We start from the raw sequence: 19,244 nt of genomic DNA, 5'->3' as shown, positions 1-19,244 counted from the left end.
GAACTGGTCTCAATCTGTAGGAGCTGCCGAAGGCTGCGATCTTTTGACTTTGTTTTTTAGAAACAAGATCAAAAGATCGCAGCCTTCGGCAGCTCCTACAGGGAATTGGCGCCTGGGAGATTATTCGGCACAAAAAACGGGAGCCCCTGAGGACTCCCGTTCTTGTGACGCCGATGTCAGTTACTTCGCCTGGTAAATGATCCCCGGGCTGCACTGAACCATCTGGTAATGGTCCGGCAAACCGTTCAGCGCTTCGGAAGCACCGAGGAACAGATAACCGCCCGGCTTCAACGTGCTGTGGATGCGCAACAGAATGTCTTTCTTCACTTCAGCCGAGAAGTAGATCAACACGTTGCGGCAGAACACGATGTCGAACTTGCCCAGCGCTGCATAGCTGTCGAGCAAGTTGAACGAGCGGAATTCCACCCGGTTCTTGATCGGCGCCTTGACGGCCCAGCGACCCGGCCCTTTCGGGTCGAAGTAACGTTGCAAGCGATCAGGCGACAAGCCACGACCGATTGCCAGGCTGTCGTACTCGCCGGTCTTGCAGTTGTTCAACATGAGACCAGACAGATCCGTGGCAACGATCTGCACGCCCATCTTCAACTGGCCGAGATTGCTGCGCTCGAACTCGTCGATCGACATCGACAGCGAGTACGGTTCCTGACCCGAGGAACACGCCGCCGACCAGATCCGCAGACGCTGGTTGGGAGCGGCCTTGATGGCTTCGGGCAGCACCTTGTTCTTCAAGACTTCAAACGGATAGGTGTCACGAAACCACAGGGTTTCGTTGGTCGTCATGGCATCGACCACCTGCTCGCGCAAACCGCTGCGCGGCTGGGTCTGGATGCGCTGAACCAGCTCACCCAGGGACTTGATGCCTTGCACTTCCATCAGTTTGTTGAGACGGCTCGAGACCAGGTATTGCTTGTTTTCACCGAGCAAAATGCCACAGGCTTTTTCCAGGAACACCCGGAACTGTTCGAAATCCAAATTACCCGTAGACAATGATGCCGCCTCTTAAATCGTGTTGACCGCCAGGGGCAGAAGGCCCCTAGCTGATATCTGCTGCTTTGATCCGGTCGACTACCCGGGATGCCAGGTCATCAGGACGGAATTTGGCCAGAAAGTCATCGGCACCGACTTTCTTGACCATCGCCTGATTGAACACTCCCGACAACGAAGTATGCAGGATGATATGAAGCTTTTGCATGCGTGGGTCGCTGCGGATTTCCGCCGTCAGGGTGTACCCGTCCATCTCCGGCATCTCGATGTCGGAGATCATCATCAGGAACTCTTCTTCCGGCTTCTTGCCCTCGTCGACCAGCTTGCGCAGGTAATCCAGCGCCTGCTTGCCGTCGTTCAACGCCACGACTTCCACGCCAACCGTCTGCAGACACCGCGAGACCTGCTTGCGTGCCACCGACGAGTCATCGACTGTCAGCACCCGCAGCGACAACGCTTTGGTCTGGGTCTCGACATCGACCACGCCGACCGAAATCGCTTCCGGCGTCGGTGCGACTTCCGCCAGCACTTTCTCGACGTCGATGATTTCGACTAACTGATTGTCCACCCGAGTCACAGCGGTCAGATAATGATCGCGACCCGTGCCCTTGGGCGGCGGATGAATCTCTTCCCAGTTCATGTTGACGATGCGCTCCACCGAGCGGACCAGGAAACCCTGGGTCTTGGTGTTGTACTCCGTGATGATCACGAACGGGTTGTTCTTGTCTTTCAACGCACCTGAGCCGGTCGCCATTGCCAGATCAAGGATCGGAATGGTCGCCCCCCGAATACTTGCCACCCCGCACACGACAGGACTGGACTTGGGCATCAACGTCAGCGACGGGCATTGCAGCACTTCCCGAACCTTGAACACGTTGATCCCGTAGAGTTGCTGACCGTCAAGACGGAACAACAACAGCTCCAGGCGATTCTGCCCTACCAGTTGCGTGCGCTGGTTCACCGAATCCATTACACCAGCCATGCCAGACTCCTAAACCAACGCCAAGTGTTGTTGCGACGCACATTCATTGCTAAACGGCACGGCGCTTGCTTTTTAACTCGTATGAACGCTCAAACGACATTTTTCCGACGCCTGACATCTTCCCTCCGCAGAGGGCTTTGCGCGGTGTCCGCCATTTATTGCTGTTTCGCTGGCAGCCCTGCCATTGCTGATGCGGTTACCCTGCCTGACATGCTTATCGGCGTCACACAGGGCTTTCTTGAGTTCACCGTAGAAGACTATCTGGCAACCAGTCAAACGGAAGGCCGCTACGAAATCGAAGTGAACCAGCTCGACCCCCGCATGCGCATGCCCATGTGCGACAAGGAATTGACAGCCTCACTGGAGAGTCCGGCACGTCCTTTGGGCCGGGTAACGGTCAAGGTTCGCTGTGAGGGCGCCTCCCCCTGGACCGTGTTCGTACCCGCTCAAGTCCGCCTGTTTCGCGAGATTGTGACCACTACCCGCCCCCTCAAGCGCGCCGGGATTATCGAGCCTCAGGATGTGGTTTTGCGCGAGCGCGATGTCAGCACAATCAACCAGGGTTTTTTGACGTCGGTAGACGACGCGATCGGGCAGAAATTAACCCGACCAACGGTAGCCGATCAGGTCATTACCCTGGTGCATCTGGAACAGGCGGAAGTTGTGCGCAAAGGCGATCAAGTGGTCATCACCGCCCGCAGCGGGACGATGGCCGTGCGCATGCCCGGCGAAGCCTTGGCCAACGGCGGCCTGAGGGAACAGATCCGGGTGAAAAACCTCAACTCGCAACGGGTCATCAAGGCGCAAGTCGTCGCGCCGGGCCAAGTGGAAGTCGCCATGTAGAAGCCCTCGTGAGAAAACTGGCGCGGACCCCGTCGCTTCCCTAAACTGTGCCGCAGCAGGACACGCGCCGGCGCATGCAGACTCATTCGCAAATGGGCCTAAAGTTTTCCAGGGGATAGCCGAAAACATGGCAAGCGTCCAAATTCCCAGAGGTTTTTATCATGGTCATCGATTTCAGCCGTTTGAACAGCTCCTCGTCACTTACGGGCAGTACGCGTACCAGCAACGCCAAGGAAACCGCCGAAAACGGCACCTCAGCGCCGCTGAATACCCCGGCCGAATCGGCCAGTACCGCTAAAAGCGGGGAATCGGTACACCTCAGCAATGAGGCTCAACAGTTGCAGAAGGTCACTGACAAGCTGCGCGATCAACCTGCTGTCGACAAAGCCCGTGTGGCCGAGTTGAAAGCCGCGATTGCCGATGGCAGCTATAAAGTCGACAGCAACCGTGTAGCCAGCAAACTGCTCAACTTCGAAGCCCAGCGCTAGGCCTTCGCCTGCGCCAGGCTTTTGGACGCTTAAAACCCAAGGCCAGCCATGCACGACACTAATTTACTGCAACTGATCAACGACGACTTTGCTCCAGCTCAACAATTGCTGGAGTTACTGCAAACCGAGGCCCTCGCCTTGCACGGTCGCGACATGCCCTTGCTGGAAGAAATTCTGGCGCGCAAACAGGCATTGATCATTCTGCTTGAACAGCATGGCCGCAAGCGCAGCGAAATCCTCGCCAGCCTGAACCTGCCGACTGACCGCACAGGCCTCGAGCAACTGGCCAGCCAGTCGAGCATTGGCGAGCAGTTGATGACGCAGGGCGATGCCCTCACTGACCTCATCAGCCAGTGCCAGGCAGCCAACGCCAAGAACGGCCAGTCGATCCAGATCCAGCAGGCCGCGACATCCAATCAGTTGAAAATTCTCACCGGGGGCGAACCGCCAGCGCTTTATGACGCCAGCGGCACTTTCGCCAGACCCGTCAAGCCGCGCACCTTCAGCCAGGCGTGAGCCATTCGCACTATCAACACGCGGAACATGCTGGCAAAATGCTGGCCATTCATCGTCAAATTTTGTCTGGAGATTGAGAGAACGTGCCAAACGCCCTAAGCGCGGATGATGCTCCGCAGCCACCTAAGGTGCTCACCACGCCCCTGGAAATCTCCAGCAACCTGCGTCAACTGCAAGACAGTCACGACCCGCTGATCATCACGTTCCATGAACGCAGCCAGCGCTTCCAGAGCTACCTGATCAAAGTCGACCGCGACAGCGCCTCGATCGCTCTGGACGAAATGATCCCGCGCGACGGCGAGCGCTTTCTGCTGGCCGGTGAACCGTTCAGGGTTGAAGGCTTCCATGATGGCGTACGCATTGCCTGGGAATGCAACGGTACGCTGAACATCGAAGAATCCGACGGCGACCGCTTTTACACCGGCGAGCTGCCGACCGAAGTGGTTTATCACCAGCGCCGCAACGCTTTTCGCGCAGCACTGAAACTGACCGATCTGGTCAGCGTTGAACTGGGTGGCGAAAAGCTCAAGGCGCCAATCCAGGGCAAACTGCTGGATATTTCCGCCACCGGTTGCAAACTGCGCTTTGAAGGCGACATCACTGACCGGCTGCAACTGGGCCAGGTCTACGACCGCATGATCGCCCCGCCACTGTTCGGCAACCAGCCGATTTCCGTCGAACTGCGCTATCTGCACTTCGAAGAAAAACTCAACATCACCTTCGCCGGCCTGCGTTTCCACAACATCAGTGGCCCGGCCGCGCGCAACGTCGAGCGTTTCGTCTATCAGTTGCAACGTGAAGCACGGCGTTTCGACAAAGACGATATGTGAGTCGTACGCGCCAATAAAAAGGGCAGTCACCTCGCGGTGACTGCCCTTTTTTATGTCTGCCAAAGGATTGAAGCGCTAGGAAATCCCTGTGGCGAGGGGATTTATCCCCGATGGGGCGCGAAGCACCCCCAAGAACCATTCAATGCGGTGTATCAGTGAGATCAGGTCAACCAGATTAGGGCCGCTGCGCGGCCCATCGGGGATAAATCCCCTCGCCACAAAAGCCCCGCAACTCCGAAATCCTCAGTTGATTGCTCTGCCATATTCAAGGCCTGGCACCGCTGATATCCGGTGTTGGTTTTTCGCCGTCGTCATCGGGGCTTGCTTCTGGCTCAGATGGAGATTCAGGCTCTGTTTCAGGCTCCGGCTCCGGCTCCGGCTCTGGATCCGGGCTGACCGGATTCTGCATCTGCTCCTGCACCACCTGCTCATCCACTCGCGGATCAAGCGCAGCGACCAGCGGCGAACTCGACATGCTGTCCGGCATCGCCACGTGATGCAGCGGCGCGTCGTCGACCTGATGCAGATTGGTCACCGCTTTCGGGCGGATTCGCCACACCAGCACCAGCGCAAAGAAGCTGAAGAACGCATACAGGCTCTGGCTGCCGAGAAACTTCATCAGCACACCCGCCAGCAATGGCCCGATACTCGCACCCACCCCGTAAGTGACCAGCAGCATCGCCGTCAGCGACACGCGCCGATCACCTTCGACGTGGTCGTTGGAAAACGCCACCGCCAACGGATACAGACAGAACTGCACCAGCGAGCAGAAGAAGCCGACCACGAACAGCACCTCCAACGGCACCTGCGGCATGATCGCCAATGGCAACGCCGCCACCGCAAGGAAACCGGCGAAGCAACGGATCAGCAGCGCGCGATCATAACGATCAGACAGCCAGCCCAACGGCCACTGCACCAGCAGCCCGGCAAAGATGCAGCTACCCATGAACAGACCGACCTGCTCGGTCGACAGCCCCTGCTGCGACGCATACAAAGGTGCCAGACCGTAGAACGCGCCGATGATCAATCCCGCACCGAGCACCGTGCTTAACGACTGCGGCACGCGCTTGATAAAGAAGCGCGGCTCCATCGGTGCCGGATGCAGTGGCGCCGGGTGAATCCGCCGGGTCAGCGTCACTGGCACCAGACACAGGGCAAAGCACAGCGCGACCAGCATCAGCAGTTCCAGACCCAGCCCCGGGTGCATGACCAGAATCAGCTGACCGAGCACCAGCCCCAGGTACGAGGCAATCATGTAGCCGCTGAACACCAACCCACGTTGATTGGCATCAGCCTGCTCATTGAGCCAGCTCTCGATCACCATGTATTGGCACATCATGCCCAGACCGACGATGGTCCGCAGCACCAGCCACGCCGGCAACCAATCGACCATGCCGTGGCCAAGTACCGCCGCACCGACGATCCCGGCACACGCGGAATACGCCCGGATATGACCGACCCGGGCGATCAACCGATGGCCGATCTTGCCACCCAGCACCAGGCCGAAATAGTTGGCCGCCATCAGCGCACCGACCCACAGTCCGTCGACATTCTCGGCGGCCAGGCGCAATGCCAGATAAGTAGACAAAAGGCCCGAGCCGATCAACATCATCAGCGAGGCGAAATACAGCGCTCGAAAGGATTTCCAGATTTGGCGCATCGGCGTTCCGAGCGGCTCCTTGCAGTAAAGATCGGGCTACCAGAACGATAGCCCGGTGACGATGGTACGTCAGGCCTGGGCTGCTAGAACACGCCGTTCCCAGGGAGTTATTTCATCAAAGAAGCTGGTCAATTCCATGGTCTTCGAAGCGATGTAGCCTTCGATGAACTCCTGTCCAAACAGTTCCCTCGCCAATTGACTACGCTTCAGACGCTCAAGCGCGGCGTGCAAGGTACACGGCAGCGAAAGATTGTCCGGCACCGCGAACTCGCCCTGAATCGCTTCGCTCGGCTCAAGCTCATGCTCGATGCCATGCAAACCGGCGGCCAGACTGGCGGCGATCGCCAGATAGGGGTTGGCATCGGCGCCCGGCAAACGGTTTTCCACCCGACGAGCGACCGGCGCACTGGCCGGAATCCGCAACCCGGCCGCACGGTTATCGTGCGACCAGCAGGCGTTGTTCGGCGACGCGTACGGATGGCACAGGCGCTGGTAGGAGTTCACATTGGGTGCAAACAGTGCGGTGAAATCGGCCATGCCGGCCTGCTGCCCGCCGATGAAGTGGCGGAACATCGCGGTCGGCTCACCGTGCTCGTCACTGAAGACGTTTTTACCCGTGGCGATGTCGACGATGCTCTGGTGAATATGCATCGAGCTGCCCGGCGTGTGCGCCAGTGGCTTAGCCATGCACACCACGGTCAAGCCATGCTTGAGCGCGACTTCTTTAAGCAGATGCTTGAACAGGAACGTCTGGTCGGCCAGCAGCAGCGGATCGCCATGCAGCAAGTTGATCTCGAACTGGCTGACGCCCATTTCATGCATGAAGGTATCGCGCGGCAAACCGAGGGCCGCCATGCATTTATACACTTCGCTGAAGAACGGCCGCAGACCGTTATTGGAACTGACGCTGAACGCCGACAAACCATCCTCGCGGCGACCATCGAGGCCGACTGGCGGGCGAAACGGTTGGGTTGGATCGGTGTTAGGCGCGAACACGAAGAACTCCAGTTCGGTCGCCACCACCGGTGCCAGGCCGCGCGCCGCGTAACGGGCGATGACTGCCTTGAGCTGGCCGCGGGTCGACAGACTGGAGCTTTCGCCGGTCAGCTCATCGGCATCGCAAATCGCCAGGGCCCGCGGTTCGTCGCTCCACGGCAAGCGATGAATCTGGTCTGGCTCGGCAATCAGCGCCAGGTCGCCGTCATCACTGCCGTAAAACCGCGCCGGCGGATACCCCCCCATGATGCATTGCAGCAGCACACCCCGCGCCAACTGCAAGCGCCGCCCTTCGAGGAAACCCTCGGCAGTCATTACCTTGCCCCGTGGTACGCCGTTCAAATCCGGCGTGACACATTCAATCTCATCAATGCCCGTCAGTCGCTGTGCGAGTGAACGCTGGCCATCGGTTGTCATGACGCAATCCTTGTTATTGTGCGAGCCGCGAACGGCGACCCGTACAAAATAGGCTCCGGCTGTTCGCAATATCAAGCAGCGTCAAACAAAATCCCATGCCCCATGTAGGAGCTGCCGCAGGCTGCGATCTTTTGATGTTGCTTTTTCAATATCAAAAGATCGTCCGATCGCGCCCCGAGCCTTCGGCAGCTCACATGACGCAGAGCGGGTGTCAGGGGAGATAGAGACTGAACACTCCGCCACCCAATGGCCCGCCATTGCCGATTTCGGTGCGCCCTTCAACGCCATTGCGCTGATGCAACGCCGCAATTCGATTGGCGAAATACAGGCCTAGCCCGGTGCTGCCGCTGCTGTGATTGATGCCCTGCACGTAGTCGGCCTGACGTTCGAGCATCTGGGCCGGATAACCGTCGCCGTCATCGTTGATGCTTATCACCAATTGTCCGGCCTCGTCGCTTACGCTGATCAGCAACGACTCGCGGGCGTAACGGATGGCGTTATTGATGCAGTTGCCCAACACCGAAGCGACCAATTCGCGATCGAAGAAACCCAGCGGAATCAGCGGATCAACTTCATAGGTCGCGATGATCCCGCGACTGGCGAACACTTCTTGATGCGCCGCCAGTTGCGCCTCGATGAAATCATCGAGTTCGTGGTACGCAGGCTGTAACGGCATCTGGTTGACGCCGAGCTTATACAGCCCGAGCAGTTGCACCAGCATGCCGTTGAGGTGGGCGAACTCGAAGTCGATCACGCCCTGCTCCGAGCCTTCGCGCTGCGCCTGCGGCAGACGCGCCAGCCATTGGCTGTGGGCCTGCATGAGCATGGCCAGCGAGTTCTTCATGTCGTGGACGGTGGAGGCGATCACCGTGGAAAAATCCAGAGCCTGCTCGTCTTGTTTCATTCGCCAAACGCCTTGCTTTTCAGCTTCTGATAACGCGCATGACGCGCGTCGGTGTCGGGCATCAGGCCGACCATTTTCAGGCAGGCCCGACATTCTTCCAGCTCCGCCGACGGCACACTGGTGTCGGTGCCGTGCAGCAGCGACTGGGCCATGTTCAGCGCAATACTGATGTTCTTCGGTTGCATCTTCAGCGCCTTGCGGAACACCTCGCGGGCCTCCACCAGATTGCCGGTCTTGTACACGCGCACGCCCTGACGATTGAGGTCGGCGGCGGCGTTGCTGGAACTGAGGATAGTCGGGTCATCGGTGAGCTTGGCAATGTCTTTCATCACCGCCGGATCGTCGCCGTAGATCTCCGCACAGCTCTTGAGCATCGAGTTGCCCGCCTCGGCCTGACCGAGCATCTGCAACTGCTTGGCGACCAGCAGCGCTGCCTCCGGACTCATGAACTGCTCCATGCCGTCGAGGCGCATCATTGCCTGCTCGGTAAGCTTGTCAGCGGTTTCGGCATCGTTGAGCAGCAGGCTGGTGGCCTTCATCAGACGCGCCCGAATCTGCAGGCCCGGATCGCTCGGGTTCTCTTTGGCCACAGCGCTGAGCGTGGTGTTGATCTCGAGCCGCGTGCGGGTGTCGAGACCGCGCTCGCTGCCCTTGCTGATCAAGGCGTGGGCCAGGCCGAGGTTGCTTTCTGCATCCTTGAATCGCGACTGCGCGCCCTGCGCCACGGCCTGACGATAAGCGCGCGAGGCGGTGTCGAAATCTTCGTTGGCCATCGCCAGTTTGCCCAGCAACGCCTGTCGACGCACCGCCAGTGGCGACAACCGGATCGCCTCTTCCAGCACCCGCTGCGCGCCTTTGGTATCGCCCTCGGCAACCAGCACATCGGCCATGCCGTCATACAGCGACGGCATCAACGGGAACACTTTCAGGGCTTTCTCGTACACGCCTTTGGCTTGTGCAACCTGGCCACGCTTGAACAACAACTTGCCCAACCCGGCAAAAGCCCAAGGCAACGGTCGATCAGCAATGATGCTGTCGTACAGACGCTCCAGCGCTTCGTTCTGATTCAGGTCGCGCAGCGCATCGGCGCGGTAACGCAGGCACAGCGGCGAATAGCGGATGTCCTGCTTGCACAGGGCGATGCAGGCATTGAGCACCTCGACCGGTTTGCCACGATCGAGGGCTTGCAGAATCGGCTTGAGCAACGTCTTGCGCTGCTCCAGACGCTCAAGGCGCTGAGCCAGGCCCGAGCGGTTGAACGGTTTGGTCAGGTAGGCATCCGGCTCATGCTCAAGAGCACTGAGCACCATCGCCTGACTGGTCTCGGCGGTCACCATGACGAACACTGCTTCATGGCTGATGAGCTTTTCCACCATCAAGTCTTCGAGGACTTGCTGGCCGTTCTTTTTACCGTCGCCGAGGTGGAAATCCTGCAGGATGAAATCGTAGGACTTCTGCGCACACATCTTCAGCGCCTGCTCGCCGGTGTCCGCCGTATCCACGTCCTTGACGCCCAGTTCGCGCAACATTGAGCGCACGGAACTGCGAAAATCCGAGAAATCATCGACGATCAGAAAACGCTTTTGGTGATACGACAGCATCGAGGATTTCCAGGCAATTGAAGTGAGGGCAATTTCGGGCGCGGAGATGATAGCCGGCGGCAAAATGCTATCAAGCGATTTCACGCGACTTTGAAGTCACCGTTTGTGTTATCGGCCAGAAGTGGCGTTCCCTGAAGCTCGCGCTTCAAGATTCCTCGCACTGCGATTACTCTGCGCGCCTGCACAACTCTCACTACAAGGCTTACTTCGTGTACATCAAAGGACGCTACATCGTGTCCGCCTGTGCGCTGCTGTTTCTCCAGCAGGCAATGGCGAACGCAATGGACTGCAGCAAGGCGGCGACTGCCGTTGAAACCACTATCTGCGCGAATAAAGGTTTGTATGAACTGGATGCGCAGATGGGGACGGTTTATCGGGGTTTGATGAAGGCTTCTGTCGAGGCACAACCCGAGCTCAAACGTACTCAGCGGCTTTGGTTGAAAGCGCGCAACGATTGCGCTGAAGATGTCGCCTGCCTGGATCAACGCTACCGCGAGCAACTGAAGGTTTTGCATGCGCAGTGGACAGAAGTTGTCGCCCATCAGCCGAGTGGCGTCGATAAACAGGTATTGGATGATCTGCAAAACAGTATTCGGGCAATCAGTAAAAATGATCCGGAGTTTGCCCTGGAACGGGCACTCGCTTCACTGTCGTTAAAAAGCCCTGAAACCACATTTTCTGCAGAGCCGGACGCCGATCAGTATTCTGATAAAACCCACTTCCCGAAAGCCATCCCCAAAGGCGTTTCCCGAGATGAGTGGAAGGCTTTGAGCGCCACTGATTTCGAGGCTGACACCGCACAGGGCCCGACATCATTCACGCTGCTGGATCTGGACAGTGATGGGCAACGTGACCTGATTGTTCAGACCTACAGCGGCGGCACCGGCCTGTTCACTTTCGTTGGAACCTATCGCCGCGACGGCGACCAGTTCACCCGCAGGACGCAGGCGTCGGAGGGAGAATCCATTGGCGGCGCCCTCTACTCCACCAATGATCGCGGCGCCAACCAGTCCGTGAACTGGATCAGCATTCGCGGCAAGGTTTACGCCGCCTATCGCGACGGTGGGTACGGCATTGATAATGTCTACCTGCTCAGTCCGTTGCAGGTAAACCGCGAAGTGCCCACGCTGACGGTTCGCTACCGCTATCGACTCAGCATCCCCCGCACTCAGCCTGATGATGATCACAAAAAAACTTACAAACTGAAGCCGGACCTGCACCGGGCACTTGCCCAAGGCCTGGCCACCGTCGAGGAAGACACGCCCGACACAGGTCAAGAAAGAAAGCCCCTCTGCCCCATTCCTGCGTCCGCCACAGACGTCGAGGAATATTACGGCTACGGAGCAGGCTATTACGCCATCGAGCCAGTCGCCGACTTCCCGGTGATCACCGGTGGTGAGTGTTTTATTGCGAGAATGAATAACTGGTTCGGCACCTACAGCGCTAAGGATGGCTTGTACGCGCAAGTAACCGTGCGCAAACCGGGCGAGGCAGAACAAGAGCTCGACTATAAGGTCAACGGCCGTCGGCGCATTACCGAGATAAGCACTTCAATCGGCAAACCCGGAGGTGGCGCTGAGCAATAGTCCCGATGCCTGCACATGAAAAAGCCACGACAACTGACGCTGTGCGGGGCTTTGCTTCATCTGAAATCACCGACTTTTTGAAATCACACCACTCATGTACTGATTCAAATCGCGAAAATCCTTAACCGTCCAAGCGTGCGGCGCCAGCGTTACACCATTCTCTTGCAAGGTCCGCGGGATCAAATCCCCGTTTGGGCGAAGAATTATTGATGACACGATAACGCCCGGATAGGCCTTCAGTCGCTGTTTGAAAGCGGATGTTGTCAGATCAGGCGTAGGTGGATTGCTTTTATCAGCCAGTGGCCCTGTTGCTTTGAGATCTGTCCCGTGGCACATGGCGCACCGCTGTGAATAGAGGTTCTTCCCACTGACATTATCTGCAAAGGATCGCGACGCTTGGATCAGCGATAAAAATCCAAGCGAAACGATGAACAGTATTTTCAGGCCATCCATTGGCAACATCCTTGAACCGTGAATACGAAAAAGCCCCTTCCAGATCATTCTGAAAGGGGCTTTATTTTATCCTGCTGCTGCCGCGCTGCTATCGCAGTAAACGAGGCTGGCAGAGGAGTGGCCAGAAGGCCTGAATATATGGTGTCCCAGGGCAGGTTCGAACTGCCAACCTTCCCCTTAGGAGGGGGATGCTCTATCCAATTGAGCTACTGAGACACTGAGTTGTCGGCAGCAGACGCTGCGCGACGGACGGCGTGCATGTTAACGGCAGGGCCCCGGTTTGTCATGTCGTCCGTAGGGCTTTTTAAGTGTAGGCAAGCGCCTCGCAACGCTGCGGGAAGCTTTACCGTGCATTTTGCACTACCCCAAAACGCCAGCATTGCAGATTGCAACCCGCAACGGTTGAAAAACCCTCTCAAATCCTTGTTTTTAAAGGACTTAACAGCGGTTAGACTGTTGGCACGACGGCTGCTTTGTCTGTTCTATAGAAGAACAACCGGAGCACCGCCCCATGAACAGCACTCTCTTGCTTGCAAACGCAATTGCATTCGCGGTTTTGATGGGTTTTCACTTTTTGCCCGAGCGAGCTGCGCCGGAGTCGGTGGCTCAACGCATGCCGCATTACTTGCAGGTGCAAAGAGCCCCGCAGTTGGCGGTGTTAAGCGATCAGCGCGGTTTTGTCCCACAGGCGGTCAGCGAGCCTGAGCAGGCATTGTCAGCTCACGCTACCGAACGTCTGGTTTTTTGAAATATCTTCAGGAGTACAGCATGTCCAAATCAGCTGCAGGATTTCTGATCCTCGCCTTAGTCAGTGGCGTATTGCATTTTTCGCTGTTCGAGGAAACCGAAATCACCCTGCCTCTGGTTGGCTGTGGCGTGTTTGCGGTGTTGTTCGTATTGGCACTGGTGGCCGGGCGCAAATTCAAGTTTGATCCGGTTCTGCGTTGAGTCGGATCAAGTCCAGTAGATGGCTGACCGCGTCAGCCAGGTCACCCGAGTTGTCTATCAGGTAAACAACGTCGTCAGTTGATCGCCTGTCCTTGAACAGAGCGTTGCGAGCCAGCCTCGCATCAATTTGCTCAGACGTCTCACGGCCACGTCTAAGCAGGCGCTCACGCAACACCTCATCCTTGACTGTCAGCAAAATTGGCAACAGCGTCGGATAGCACTCCAGGGCTTGTCGCAGGTTGGCGCGAGAGCCGTTTACCAGCACGTGCCGACCATCCTTGAGCCATTGATCCATTTGCGCAGGAATGCCATAGGCAAGTCCATTGGCCTGCCACGCCAGGGAAAAATCTCCTGCGCGCTGACGTCTTTCGAATTCTTGCGGTGTCACGCCGATCGCATCCTCGCCTACCGATTCGGCCGATCGCGTAATCACCCGGCGTATCACTTCGCAGCCGAGCATGCGCAATGGCTCACGTGCAGCCTCAATCAGGCTGTCTTTGCCGGAACCTGACGGCCCCATCAGATAAATAAGCCTGCCATCCATCTCGAAAACGCCCTCCGGCATGCTTCAGCGCTAGTAAATCGGCAAAATGCCACTATCCTGTATAGATAAGGGACAAGGATCGAAAGCCACATAGCATGCACCTTCTGACGTCTTTGGACATCAACGGTTGTGCGTCAGGAGGCGAACAGCGATGCAACTCAGGACAAAGTTTTCAAACCAGTCCGCATTTCTGATAATTGGTGCTGGCATTAAGCCTTTATCCGGATCAATATTTGTCACAGAATTGACGCCAATGATCTGGCAATTTTGAGGCATGATGCGGGCCTCTTAACAATTCAGGTTGAACCATTTGGCGCAAATGCGTGTCCTACCACACATCCTGCGGCCAATCCCGAGAACCGCTCCCCTGAACTAACCGGTTAAATATATGCGCCCATTGAAACAGGCAATTTATTCCAGCCGTACGGCTGACAAGTTTGTCGTACGTCTGCCAGACGGAATGCGTGAACGCATTGCCGAGGTGGCTCGCAATCATCATCGCAGCATGAACTCTGAAATCATTGCGCGCCTTGAGCAGAGTCTTATTCAGGAAGGTGCATTGGGCGAAGAGCTGAGCATGCGCCTGGACAGCCCTGAGCTGTCGTTGCACGAACGCGAACTGCTGCAACGCTTCCGCCAGCTGTCTCACCGTCAACAGAACGCATTGGTGTCCTTGATTGCACACGACGCCGAAATGGCCGCAGACGCGTCCTGAGTCATATCGAACATATCAAGCCAGCATGATTGCTGGCTTTTTTTTGCCTGGGATTTGGCTTGGCAGTTTTTCACAGATATAAAAAAGCCCGCCAATTTGGCGGGCTTTTTCATTGCAGCAGATCAGAGCAGGAAGATTGTTGCCAACCCCAGGAAAATGAAGAAGCCACCACTGTCCGTTACTGCGGTGATCATCACGCTCGCACCCATTGCAGGATCGCGGCCCATCTTCGCCAGGGTCATGGGAATGAATACCCCCATGAGTGCAGCGAGCAACAGATTGAGCGTCATTGCCGCCGTCATCACCACGCCCAGCGACCAACTGCCATAAAGCAGGTAAGCGACTACGCCAATCACCCCGCCCCAGACCAGACCGTTGATCAGCCCGACTGCCAATTCTTTACGCATCAACCGTGAAGTGTTGCCCGTGCTGACCTGATCCAGTGCCATGGCCCGCACAATCATGGTGATCGTCTGATTACCGGAGTTACCGCCGATACCCGCCACAATCGGCATCAGCGCTGCGAGCGCTACCAATTTCTCGATCGAGCCTTCGAACAAGCCAATCACTCGAGAGGCGACGAACGCGGTGATCAAGTTGATCGCCAGCCAAGCCCAACGGTTGCGCAGTGATTTCCACACTGAGGCGAAGATGTCTTCCTCTTCACGCAGACCGGCCATGTTGAGAACTTCGCTTTCGCTCTCTTCACGAATCAGGTCGACCATTTCGTCGATGGTCAGACGACCGATCAGCTTGCCGGTCTTGTCGACCACAGGGGCAGAGATCAAGTCGTAACGCTCGAACGCCTGTGCGGCGTCGTAGGCGTCTTCGTCCGGGTGGAAACTCACCGGATCGCTGGCCATCACCTCGGCAACCTGCTTTTCCGGATCATTGACCAGCAAACGCTTGATCGGCAGCACGCCTTTGAGCACGCCGTCGTAATCGACCACGAACAGCTTGTCAGTATGACCCGGCAACTCTTTGAGACGACGCAGGTACCGCAGAACCACTTCAAGGCTGACATCCTCACGGATAGTCACCATCTCGAAGTCCATCAGCGCACCGACCTGGTCCTCGTCATAAGACAGGGCCGAACGTACACGCTCGCGCTGCTGGTTATCGAGGCTCTCCATGAGCCCATGGACGACGTCTCGCGGCAGCTCGGAGGCCAGGTCAGCAAGTTCGTCGGCGTCCATGTCCTTGGCGGCGGCCAGGAGCTCGTGATCGTCCATGTCGGCGATCAGCGTTTCACGGACGGAATCGGATACTTCGAGAAGAATGTCGCCGTCGCGATCGGCCTTGACCAGCTGCCAAAGCGTCAGACGGTCGTCCAGCGGCAAGGCTTCAAGTATGTAGGCGACGTCGGCGGAGTGCAGATCATCGAGCTTGCGTTGCAGCTCGACCAGATTTTGCCGGTGAACCAGGTTTTCCACCCGGTCGTGATGCGCGCCTTCCTGGCGGTGAGTCAGGTCTTCGACGACCCGTTGGCGCTGCAGCAACTCGACGACCTGAGCCAGGCGGTCCTGCAGGCTTTCCTGTGTTTTCTTTACTTCGATTTCAGACATAGGCGAACTCCACTCCCAGCAGCGGGGCACGCCGGAAGGATCAATCAGTCAATTCATGATTGGAAAAACGGGGTACTGAGTAGCTACTGGGTAAGTCCATGGAGGTTTTCCATAAGCCCCGGCGGGGCTGACGGGCGCAATGATACACCGCCTGACGGTTTAACACGTTAAAAAATCGTGGCTGAAACAAGCGCTTGCGAGACAAACCTGAGCGCCATCCTGATCCATGTAAGTGCGACGACTCATCCTGAAAAGAAAACACACCAGCGCAGAAGATTGCAGCGACTACCCTTGAACCAAGATCGTCATGGAGGACATCGAATGCCATCGAAACCATCCCGCTTTTTACTCGCAAGCCTTCTCTGCCTGCCGCCTGCCGGGGCTGCAACCAGCCTTCATCGTTGCGAAGCAACCGACGGAAGTATCACGTTCACGTCGATGAGCTGCGCGAACGGTGAAAAACTTTCCGTACAGGAAGTTCACCCCTACCTCCCCGGATCGGTCGTGGCAATCATGCCGGAGCACAACCACGAAGAAATATCCGGTATGAAAAACACAGGCCGCGAACCGGGCATCGTTGGTCGTACACAAGACAAATGCGGAAATCTGATCGACGCCAGACAACGCCGCGAAGCGATCATCAATCGACGCGTGATTGCCGGCATGAGTCAGCAGGATGTAGAAAGCGCGCTCGGCAAACCGGACAAGGTGAATATTCGGACATCGACGACAAGCTATCGGTACGACCTCAAACGAGGCCGAAGTGCTCAAGTCGATTTTGATGAGAGAGGATGCGTGAAGGCGAAAGCCAAATCCCGGACAGCAAAAAGCCCGCGTTAAACGCGGGCTTTTCGTTATATGGTGCACTCGACAGGATTCGAACCTGTGACCGCTCGGTTCGTAGCCGAGTACTCTATCCAGCTGAGCTACGAGTGCATTTTGTGTTTTTAGACCAGACCACAACTGGCTGCAACCGAGTTACTTACATTGCTGCAACTAACTCTTAAATGGTGCACTCGACAGGATTCGAACCTGTGACCGCTCGGTTCGTAGCCGAGTACTCTATCCAGCTGAGCTACGAGTGCATTTGTGTTTTTTAGACCAGATCACACCTGGTTGAAGCAAGTCACTTACATTGCTGTAACTGACTCTTAAATGGTGCACTCGACAGGATTCGAACCTGTGACCGCTCGGTTCGTAGCCGAGTACTCTATCCAGCTGAGCTACGAGTGCATTTGTTGCGCCGCATTATAGCCCGTCTAATCTCTATTCCAACCACTTTTTCTAGTAATTTCAACAACTTACCGAAAAAGCCAGATTACGACGTACTAAGCAAATAATGGCGGAGAACGGGGGATTCGAACCCCCGACACCCTTTTGAGGTGTACTCCCTTAGCAGGGGAGCGCCTTCGGCCACTCGGCCAGCTCTCCGCAACACGGGGCGTATATTAACCAGCTTCCTCCCCGTTTGCAAACATAAAAATCGATAAAAATTAATGGCTTGGTTCTTCGTCCTTCTCTTTCTTTATACGCAGGTAAATTTCTTCACGGTGCACGGCAACCTCTTTCGGGGCGTTGACGCCGATACGCACTTGATTTCCTTTAACGCCGAGCACGGTCACGGTGATTTCGCCATCACCGATAATCAGGCTTTCTGCGCACCGACGGGTCAGAATCAGCATACCTTTCTCCTTACGCAATTCAGTTCAGGGACAACAGTCTGCAAAAAAAAGGCACCCGACCTACAACCAGAGCGATCGTAGCCCTACATGCCTGAGTATTGACCAGCGCGAGCAAAAGAACAGATCAGGGCTCGCGCCATTCAAAAAATAAAGGGCGCGGTCAGACCGCGCCCTTCAAGAAGCGGAATTACTCGCCCTGACGGGCCGGAGCATCCAGTTCGAAAGCCGTGTGCAGGGCGCGCACGGCCAGTTCCAGGTACTTCTCTTCAATGACCACGGAAACCTTGATTTCCGACGTCGAGATCATCTGGATGTTGATGCTTTCTTTGGCCAGCGATTCGAACATGCGGCTGGCCACGCCTGCGTGGGAACGCATGCCGACACCGACGATCGAGACCTTGGCAATCTTGATGTCGCCAACCACTTCACGGGCACCGATCTCGCGAGCGGTGTTTTCCAGCACGGTCTGTGCGGCCTGGAAGTCATTGCGGTGCACGGTGAAGGTGAAGTCGGTGGTGTTATCGTGCGCAACGTTCTGCACGATCATGTCGACTTCGATGTTCGCGGCACTGATCGGACCAAGAATCTTGAACGCCACACCCGGGGTGTCTGGCACGCCACGGATGGTCAGCTTGGCTTCATCGCGATTGAAAGCGATGCCGGAAATGATCGGCTGTTCCATGGTTTCCTCTTCATCAATAGTAATGAGGGTGCCCGGACCCTCTTTGAAGCTGTGCAGTACGCGCAGCGGTACGTTGTACTTGCCGGCGAATTCCACCGCACGGATCTGCAACACCTTAGAACCGAGGCTGGCCATTTCCAGCATTTCTTCGAAGGTGATCTTGTCCAGACGCTGAGCCACCGGCACCACACGCGGGTCGGTGGTGTAGACACCATCGACATCGGTGTAGATCTGGCATTCATCAGCTTTCAGCGCTGCAGCCAATGCCACACCGGTAGTGTCCGAACCGCCACGCCCCAGCGTGGTGATATTGCCGTGCTCGTCGACACCCTGGAATCCGGCGACAACAACAACGCGGCCTGCCTTCAGATCACCGCGAATCTTCTGGTCATCAATCTGCAAGATACGCGCTTTATTGTGTGCGCTGTCCGTCAGGATCCGCACCTGATTACCGGTGTACGACACCGCCGGCACACCGCGCTTGATCAGCGCCATGGCCAACAGGGCAATCGTCACCTGCTCACCGGTGGAAACAATCACGTCCAGCTCACGCGGAACCGGTTGACCGTCACCACTGATTTGCTTGGCCAGATCGATCAGACGGTTGGTTTCGCCGCTCATTGCAGACAGCACGACCACCAGGTCATCGCCGGCATCGCGGAATTTCTTAACCTTGTCGGCGACCTGCTCGATTCTCTCGACAGTGCCGACCGAGGTGCCTCCAAATTTCTGTACGATCAAAGCCATTTCAAAGCCGCCTCTGCCCATGAAGGGCGCCCAAATAATCAACTCAAACAGCCGTCGGGCCCGCCACTAGACTGCGGGGC

At 56.9% G+C, this 19,244-nt stretch carries 20 protein-coding genes and 5 tRNA genes; 9 read left to right on the top strand and 16 right to left on the bottom strand.

Translation table 11 applies throughout. The features are described 5' to 3' along the window. Nucleotides 1-180 precede the first annotated feature (180 nt). A complete protein-coding gene (cheR, locus tag ICA15_RS15290) occupies nt 181-1,008 on the bottom strand; it encodes a protein-glutamate O-methyltransferase CheR (protein WP_150604263.1) in 828 nt (275 codons plus the stop codon). Nucleotides 1,009-1,054: 46 nt separating this feature from the next. Then, entirely contained in the window at nt 1,055-1,987 is a 933-nt protein-coding gene (locus tag ICA15_RS15285) for a chemotaxis protein CheV (RefSeq protein WP_150604264.1), read from the bottom strand. Between the two features lie 81 nt (nt 1,988-2,068). Here ICA15_RS15285 and flgA point away from each other — a divergent pair, with 81 nt between their 5' ends. The 4 genes from flgA (at nt 2,069) to ICA15_RS15265 (ending at nt 4,664) form a co-directional block, all read left to right on the top strand. Next, nucleotides 2,069-2,830, top strand: a complete 762-nt coding sequence (gene flgA / locus ICA15_RS15280) for a flagellar basal body P-ring formation chaperone FlgA (RefSeq protein WP_210554072.1) — start codon at nt 2,069-2,071, stop codon at nt 2,828-2,830. A gap of 161 nt (nt 2,831-2,991) precedes the next feature. After that, the gene (gene flgM, locus ICA15_RS15275) at nt 2,992-3,318 is read left to right on the top strand and encodes a flagellar biosynthesis anti-sigma factor FlgM (RefSeq protein ID WP_042560523.1); all 327 of its coding nucleotides are present in this window, start codon (nt 2,992-2,994) and stop codon (nt 3,316-3,318) included. Nucleotides 3,319-3,366: 48 nt separating this feature from the next. Further along, nucleotides 3,367-3,834, top strand: coding sequence for a flagella synthesis protein FlgN (locus ICA15_RS15270; RefSeq protein ID WP_042560524.1), 468 nt, complete (start codon nt 3,367-3,369; stop codon nt 3,832-3,834). Nucleotides 3,835-3,917: 83 nt separating this feature from the next. Continuing rightward, complete coding sequence (locus tag ICA15_RS15265; protein WP_210554073.1) at nt 3,918-4,664, top strand: flagellar brake protein; 747 nt, start codon at nt 3,918-3,920, stop codon at nt 4,662-4,664. A gap of 265 nt (nt 4,665-4,929) precedes the next feature. Here the strand turns inward: ICA15_RS15265 and ICA15_RS15260 are convergent, their stop codons facing one another. The 4 genes from ICA15_RS15260 to ICA15_RS15245 all read right to left on the bottom strand — a co-directional run bounded on the left by ICA15_RS15260 (nt 4,930) and on the right by ICA15_RS15245 (nt 10,242). Beyond that, nucleotides 4,930-6,324: an MFS transporter gene (locus tag ICA15_RS15260; RefSeq protein ID WP_210554074.1), complete on the bottom strand. Its 1,395-nt coding sequence runs from the start codon at nt 6,322-6,324 to the stop codon at nt 4,930-4,932. 69 nt (nt 6,325-6,393) lie between these two features. Continuing rightward, nucleotides 6,394-7,635, bottom strand: a complete 1,242-nt coding sequence (locus ICA15_RS15255; protein WP_191627673.1) for a glutamine synthetase family protein — start codon at nt 7,633-7,635, stop codon at nt 6,394-6,396. Between the two features lie 313 nt (nt 7,636-7,948). Further along, a complete protein-coding gene (locus ICA15_RS15250) occupies nt 7,949-8,641 on the bottom strand; it encodes a sensor histidine kinase (RefSeq protein ID WP_210554075.1) in 693 nt (230 codons plus the stop codon). Next, nucleotides 8,638-10,242: a tetratricopeptide repeat-containing response regulator gene (locus ICA15_RS15245; protein ID WP_150604270.1), complete on the bottom strand. Its 1,605-nt coding sequence runs from the start codon at nt 10,240-10,242 to the stop codon at nt 8,638-8,640. Before ICA15_RS15245 ends, ICA15_RS15250 begins: the two co-directional genes overlap by 4 nt. Nucleotides 10,243-10,451: 209 nt before the next feature. Between ICA15_RS15245 and ICA15_RS15240 the strand changes: the two genes are divergently transcribed. Further along, complete coding sequence (locus ICA15_RS15240; protein ID WP_210554076.1) at nt 10,452-11,828, top strand: lysozyme inhibitor LprI family protein; 1,377 nt, start codon at nt 10,452-10,454, stop codon at nt 11,826-11,828. Nucleotides 11,829-11,894: 66 nt separating this feature from the next. Here ICA15_RS15240 and ICA15_RS15235 read toward each other — a convergent pair whose 3' ends face one another. Continuing rightward, the gene (locus tag ICA15_RS15235; protein ID WP_411959655.1) at nt 11,895-12,281 is read right to left on the bottom strand and encodes a c-type cytochrome; all 387 of its coding nucleotides are present in this window, start codon (nt 12,279-12,281) and stop codon (nt 11,895-11,897) included. Between the two features lie 139 nt (nt 12,282-12,420). Continuing rightward, nucleotides 12,421-12,497, bottom strand: a tRNA-Arg gene (locus ICA15_RS15230). Nucleotides 12,498-12,792: 295 nt separating this feature from the next. Here ICA15_RS15230 and ICA15_RS15225 point away from each other — a divergent pair. Together ICA15_RS15225 and ICA15_RS15220 are read left to right on the top strand one after the other, a co-directional pair. Next, a complete protein-coding gene (locus tag ICA15_RS15225) occupies nt 12,793-13,029 on the top strand; it encodes a hypothetical protein (protein WP_210554077.1) in 237 nt (78 codons plus the stop codon). Nucleotides 13,030-13,049: 20 nt separating this feature from the next. Then, nucleotides 13,050-13,229, top strand: coding sequence for a PA3371 family protein (locus ICA15_RS15220; protein WP_042560533.1), 180 nt, complete (start codon nt 13,050-13,052; stop codon nt 13,227-13,229). Here ICA15_RS15220 and phnN read toward each other — a convergent pair. After that, on the bottom strand, nt 13,204-13,773 hold the full coding sequence (gene phnN, locus ICA15_RS15215) for a phosphonate metabolism protein/1,5-bisphosphokinase (PRPP-forming) PhnN (protein ID WP_210554078.1): 570 nt from the start codon (nt 13,771-13,773) through the stop codon (nt 13,204-13,206). The two genes, ICA15_RS15220 and phnN, sit on opposite strands and share 26 nt — an antisense overlap. A 388-nt stretch (nt 13,774-14,161) precedes the next feature. On the opposite strand from phnN, the gene ICA15_RS15210 reads away from it, so the two are divergent. Beyond that, nucleotides 14,162-14,488 carry an Arc family DNA-binding protein gene (locus ICA15_RS15210; RefSeq protein WP_003178899.1) on the top strand — a complete coding sequence of 109 codons (327 nt, stop codon included), beginning with the start codon at nt 14,162-14,164 and terminating at the stop codon, nt 14,486-14,488. Between the two features lie 122 nt (nt 14,489-14,610). Here ICA15_RS15210 and mgtE read toward each other — a convergent pair whose 3' ends face one another. Further along, nucleotides 14,611-16,053, bottom strand: a complete 1,443-nt coding sequence (gene mgtE, locus ICA15_RS15205; RefSeq protein WP_150592956.1) for a magnesium transporter — start codon at nt 16,051-16,053, stop codon at nt 14,611-14,613. Nucleotides 16,054-16,374: 321 nt separating this feature from the next. Between mgtE and ICA15_RS15200 the strand changes: the two genes are divergently transcribed. After that, nucleotides 16,375-16,893 (top strand): cell envelope protein SmpA, encoded by a 519-nt coding sequence (locus ICA15_RS15200; RefSeq protein WP_210554079.1) that lies wholly within the window; start codon nt 16,375-16,377, stop codon nt 16,891-16,893. 19 nt (nt 16,894-16,912) lie between these two features. Here ICA15_RS15200 and ICA15_RS15195 read toward each other — a convergent pair. The 6 genes from ICA15_RS15195 to ICA15_RS15170 form a co-directional block, all read right to left on the bottom strand. Then, nucleotides 16,913-16,989: transfer RNA gene (locus ICA15_RS15195), tRNA-Arg, on the bottom strand. Nucleotides 16,990-17,061: 72 nt separating this feature from the next. Then, nucleotides 17,062-17,138: transfer RNA gene (locus tag ICA15_RS15190), tRNA-Arg, on the bottom strand. A 71-nt stretch (nt 17,139-17,209) separates the two neighbouring features. Beyond that, a tRNA-Arg gene (locus ICA15_RS15185) sits at nt 17,210-17,286 on the bottom strand. A gap of 107 nt (nt 17,287-17,393) precedes the next feature. After that, a tRNA-Ser gene (locus ICA15_RS15180) sits at nt 17,394-17,484 on the bottom strand. A 62-nt stretch (nt 17,485-17,546) separates the two neighbouring features. Beyond that, nucleotides 17,547-17,735, bottom strand: a complete 189-nt coding sequence (gene csrA / locus ICA15_RS15175) for a carbon storage regulator CsrA (RefSeq protein WP_002554426.1) — start codon at nt 17,733-17,735, stop codon at nt 17,547-17,549. Between the two features lie 187 nt (nt 17,736-17,922). Continuing rightward, a complete protein-coding gene (locus tag ICA15_RS15170; RefSeq protein ID WP_042560536.1) occupies nt 17,923-19,164 on the bottom strand; it encodes an aspartate kinase in 1,242 nt (413 codons plus the stop codon). Between the last annotated feature and the right edge of the window lie 80 nt (nt 19,165-19,244).

The organism is Pseudomonas sp. P116 (assembly GCF_020149425.1).
Taxonomy (GTDB): domain Bacteria; phylum Pseudomonadota; class Gammaproteobacteria; order Pseudomonadales; family Pseudomonadaceae; genus Aquipseudomonas; species Aquipseudomonas anatoliensis.
This window is presented reverse-complemented; position numbering and strand designations above follow the sequence as displayed.

Coding starts and splice junctions, on each gene's coding strand:
- ICA15_RS15245 (WP_150604270.1), bottom strand. CDS start 10,242: ATGCTGTCGTATCACCAAAAGCGTTTTCTGATCGTCGATGATTTCTCG.
- csrA (WP_002554426.1), bottom strand. CDS start 17,735: ATGCTGATTCTGACCCGTCGGTGCGCAGAAAGCCTGATTATCGGTGAT.
- mgtE (WP_150592956.1), bottom strand. CDS start 16,053: ATGTCTGAAATCGAAGTAAAGAAAACACAGGAAAGCCTGCAGGACCGC.
- ICA15_RS15260 (WP_210554074.1), bottom strand. CDS start 6,324: ATGCGCCAAATCTGGAAATCCTTTCGAGCGCTGTATTTCGCCTCGCTG.
- ICA15_RS15220 (WP_042560533.1), top strand. CDS start 13,050: ATGTCCAAATCAGCTGCAGGATTTCTGATCCTCGCCTTAGTCAGTGGC.
- ICA15_RS15285 (WP_150604264.1), bottom strand. CDS start 1,987: ATGGCTGGTGTAATGGATTCGGTGAACCAGCGCACGCAACTGGTAGGG.
- ICA15_RS15250 (WP_210554075.1), bottom strand. CDS start 8,641: ATGAAACAAGACGAGCAGGCTCTGGATTTTTCCACGGTGATCGCCTCC.
- ICA15_RS15270 (WP_042560524.1), top strand. CDS start 3,367: ATGCACGACACTAATTTACTGCAACTGATCAACGACGACTTTGCTCCA.
- ICA15_RS15235 (WP_411959655.1), bottom strand. CDS start 12,281: ATGGATGGCCTGAAAATACTGTTCATCGTTTCGCTTGGATTTTTATCG.
- ICA15_RS15225 (WP_210554077.1), top strand. CDS start 12,793: ATGAACAGCACTCTCTTGCTTGCAAACGCAATTGCATTCGCGGTTTTG.
- ICA15_RS15210 (WP_003178899.1), top strand. CDS start 14,162: ATGCGCCCATTGAAACAGGCAATTTATTCCAGCCGTACGGCTGACAAG.
- flgM (WP_042560523.1), top strand. CDS start 2,992: ATGGTCATCGATTTCAGCCGTTTGAACAGCTCCTCGTCACTTACGGGC.
- ICA15_RS15200 (WP_210554079.1), top strand. CDS start 16,375: ATGCCATCGAAACCATCCCGCTTTTTACTCGCAAGCCTTCTCTGCCTG.
- phnN (WP_210554078.1), bottom strand. CDS start 13,773: ATGGATGGCAGGCTTATTTATCTGATGGGGCCGTCAGGTTCCGGCAAA.
- ICA15_RS15170 (WP_042560536.1), bottom strand. CDS start 19,164: ATGGCTTTGATCGTACAGAAATTTGGAGGCACCTCGGTCGGCACTGTC.
- ICA15_RS15255 (WP_191627673.1), bottom strand. CDS start 7,635: ATGACTGCCGAGGGTTTCCTCGAAGGGCGGCGCTTGCAGTTGGCGCGG.
- flgA (WP_210554072.1), top strand. CDS start 2,069: ATGAACGCTCAAACGACATTTTTCCGACGCCTGACATCTTCCCTCCGC.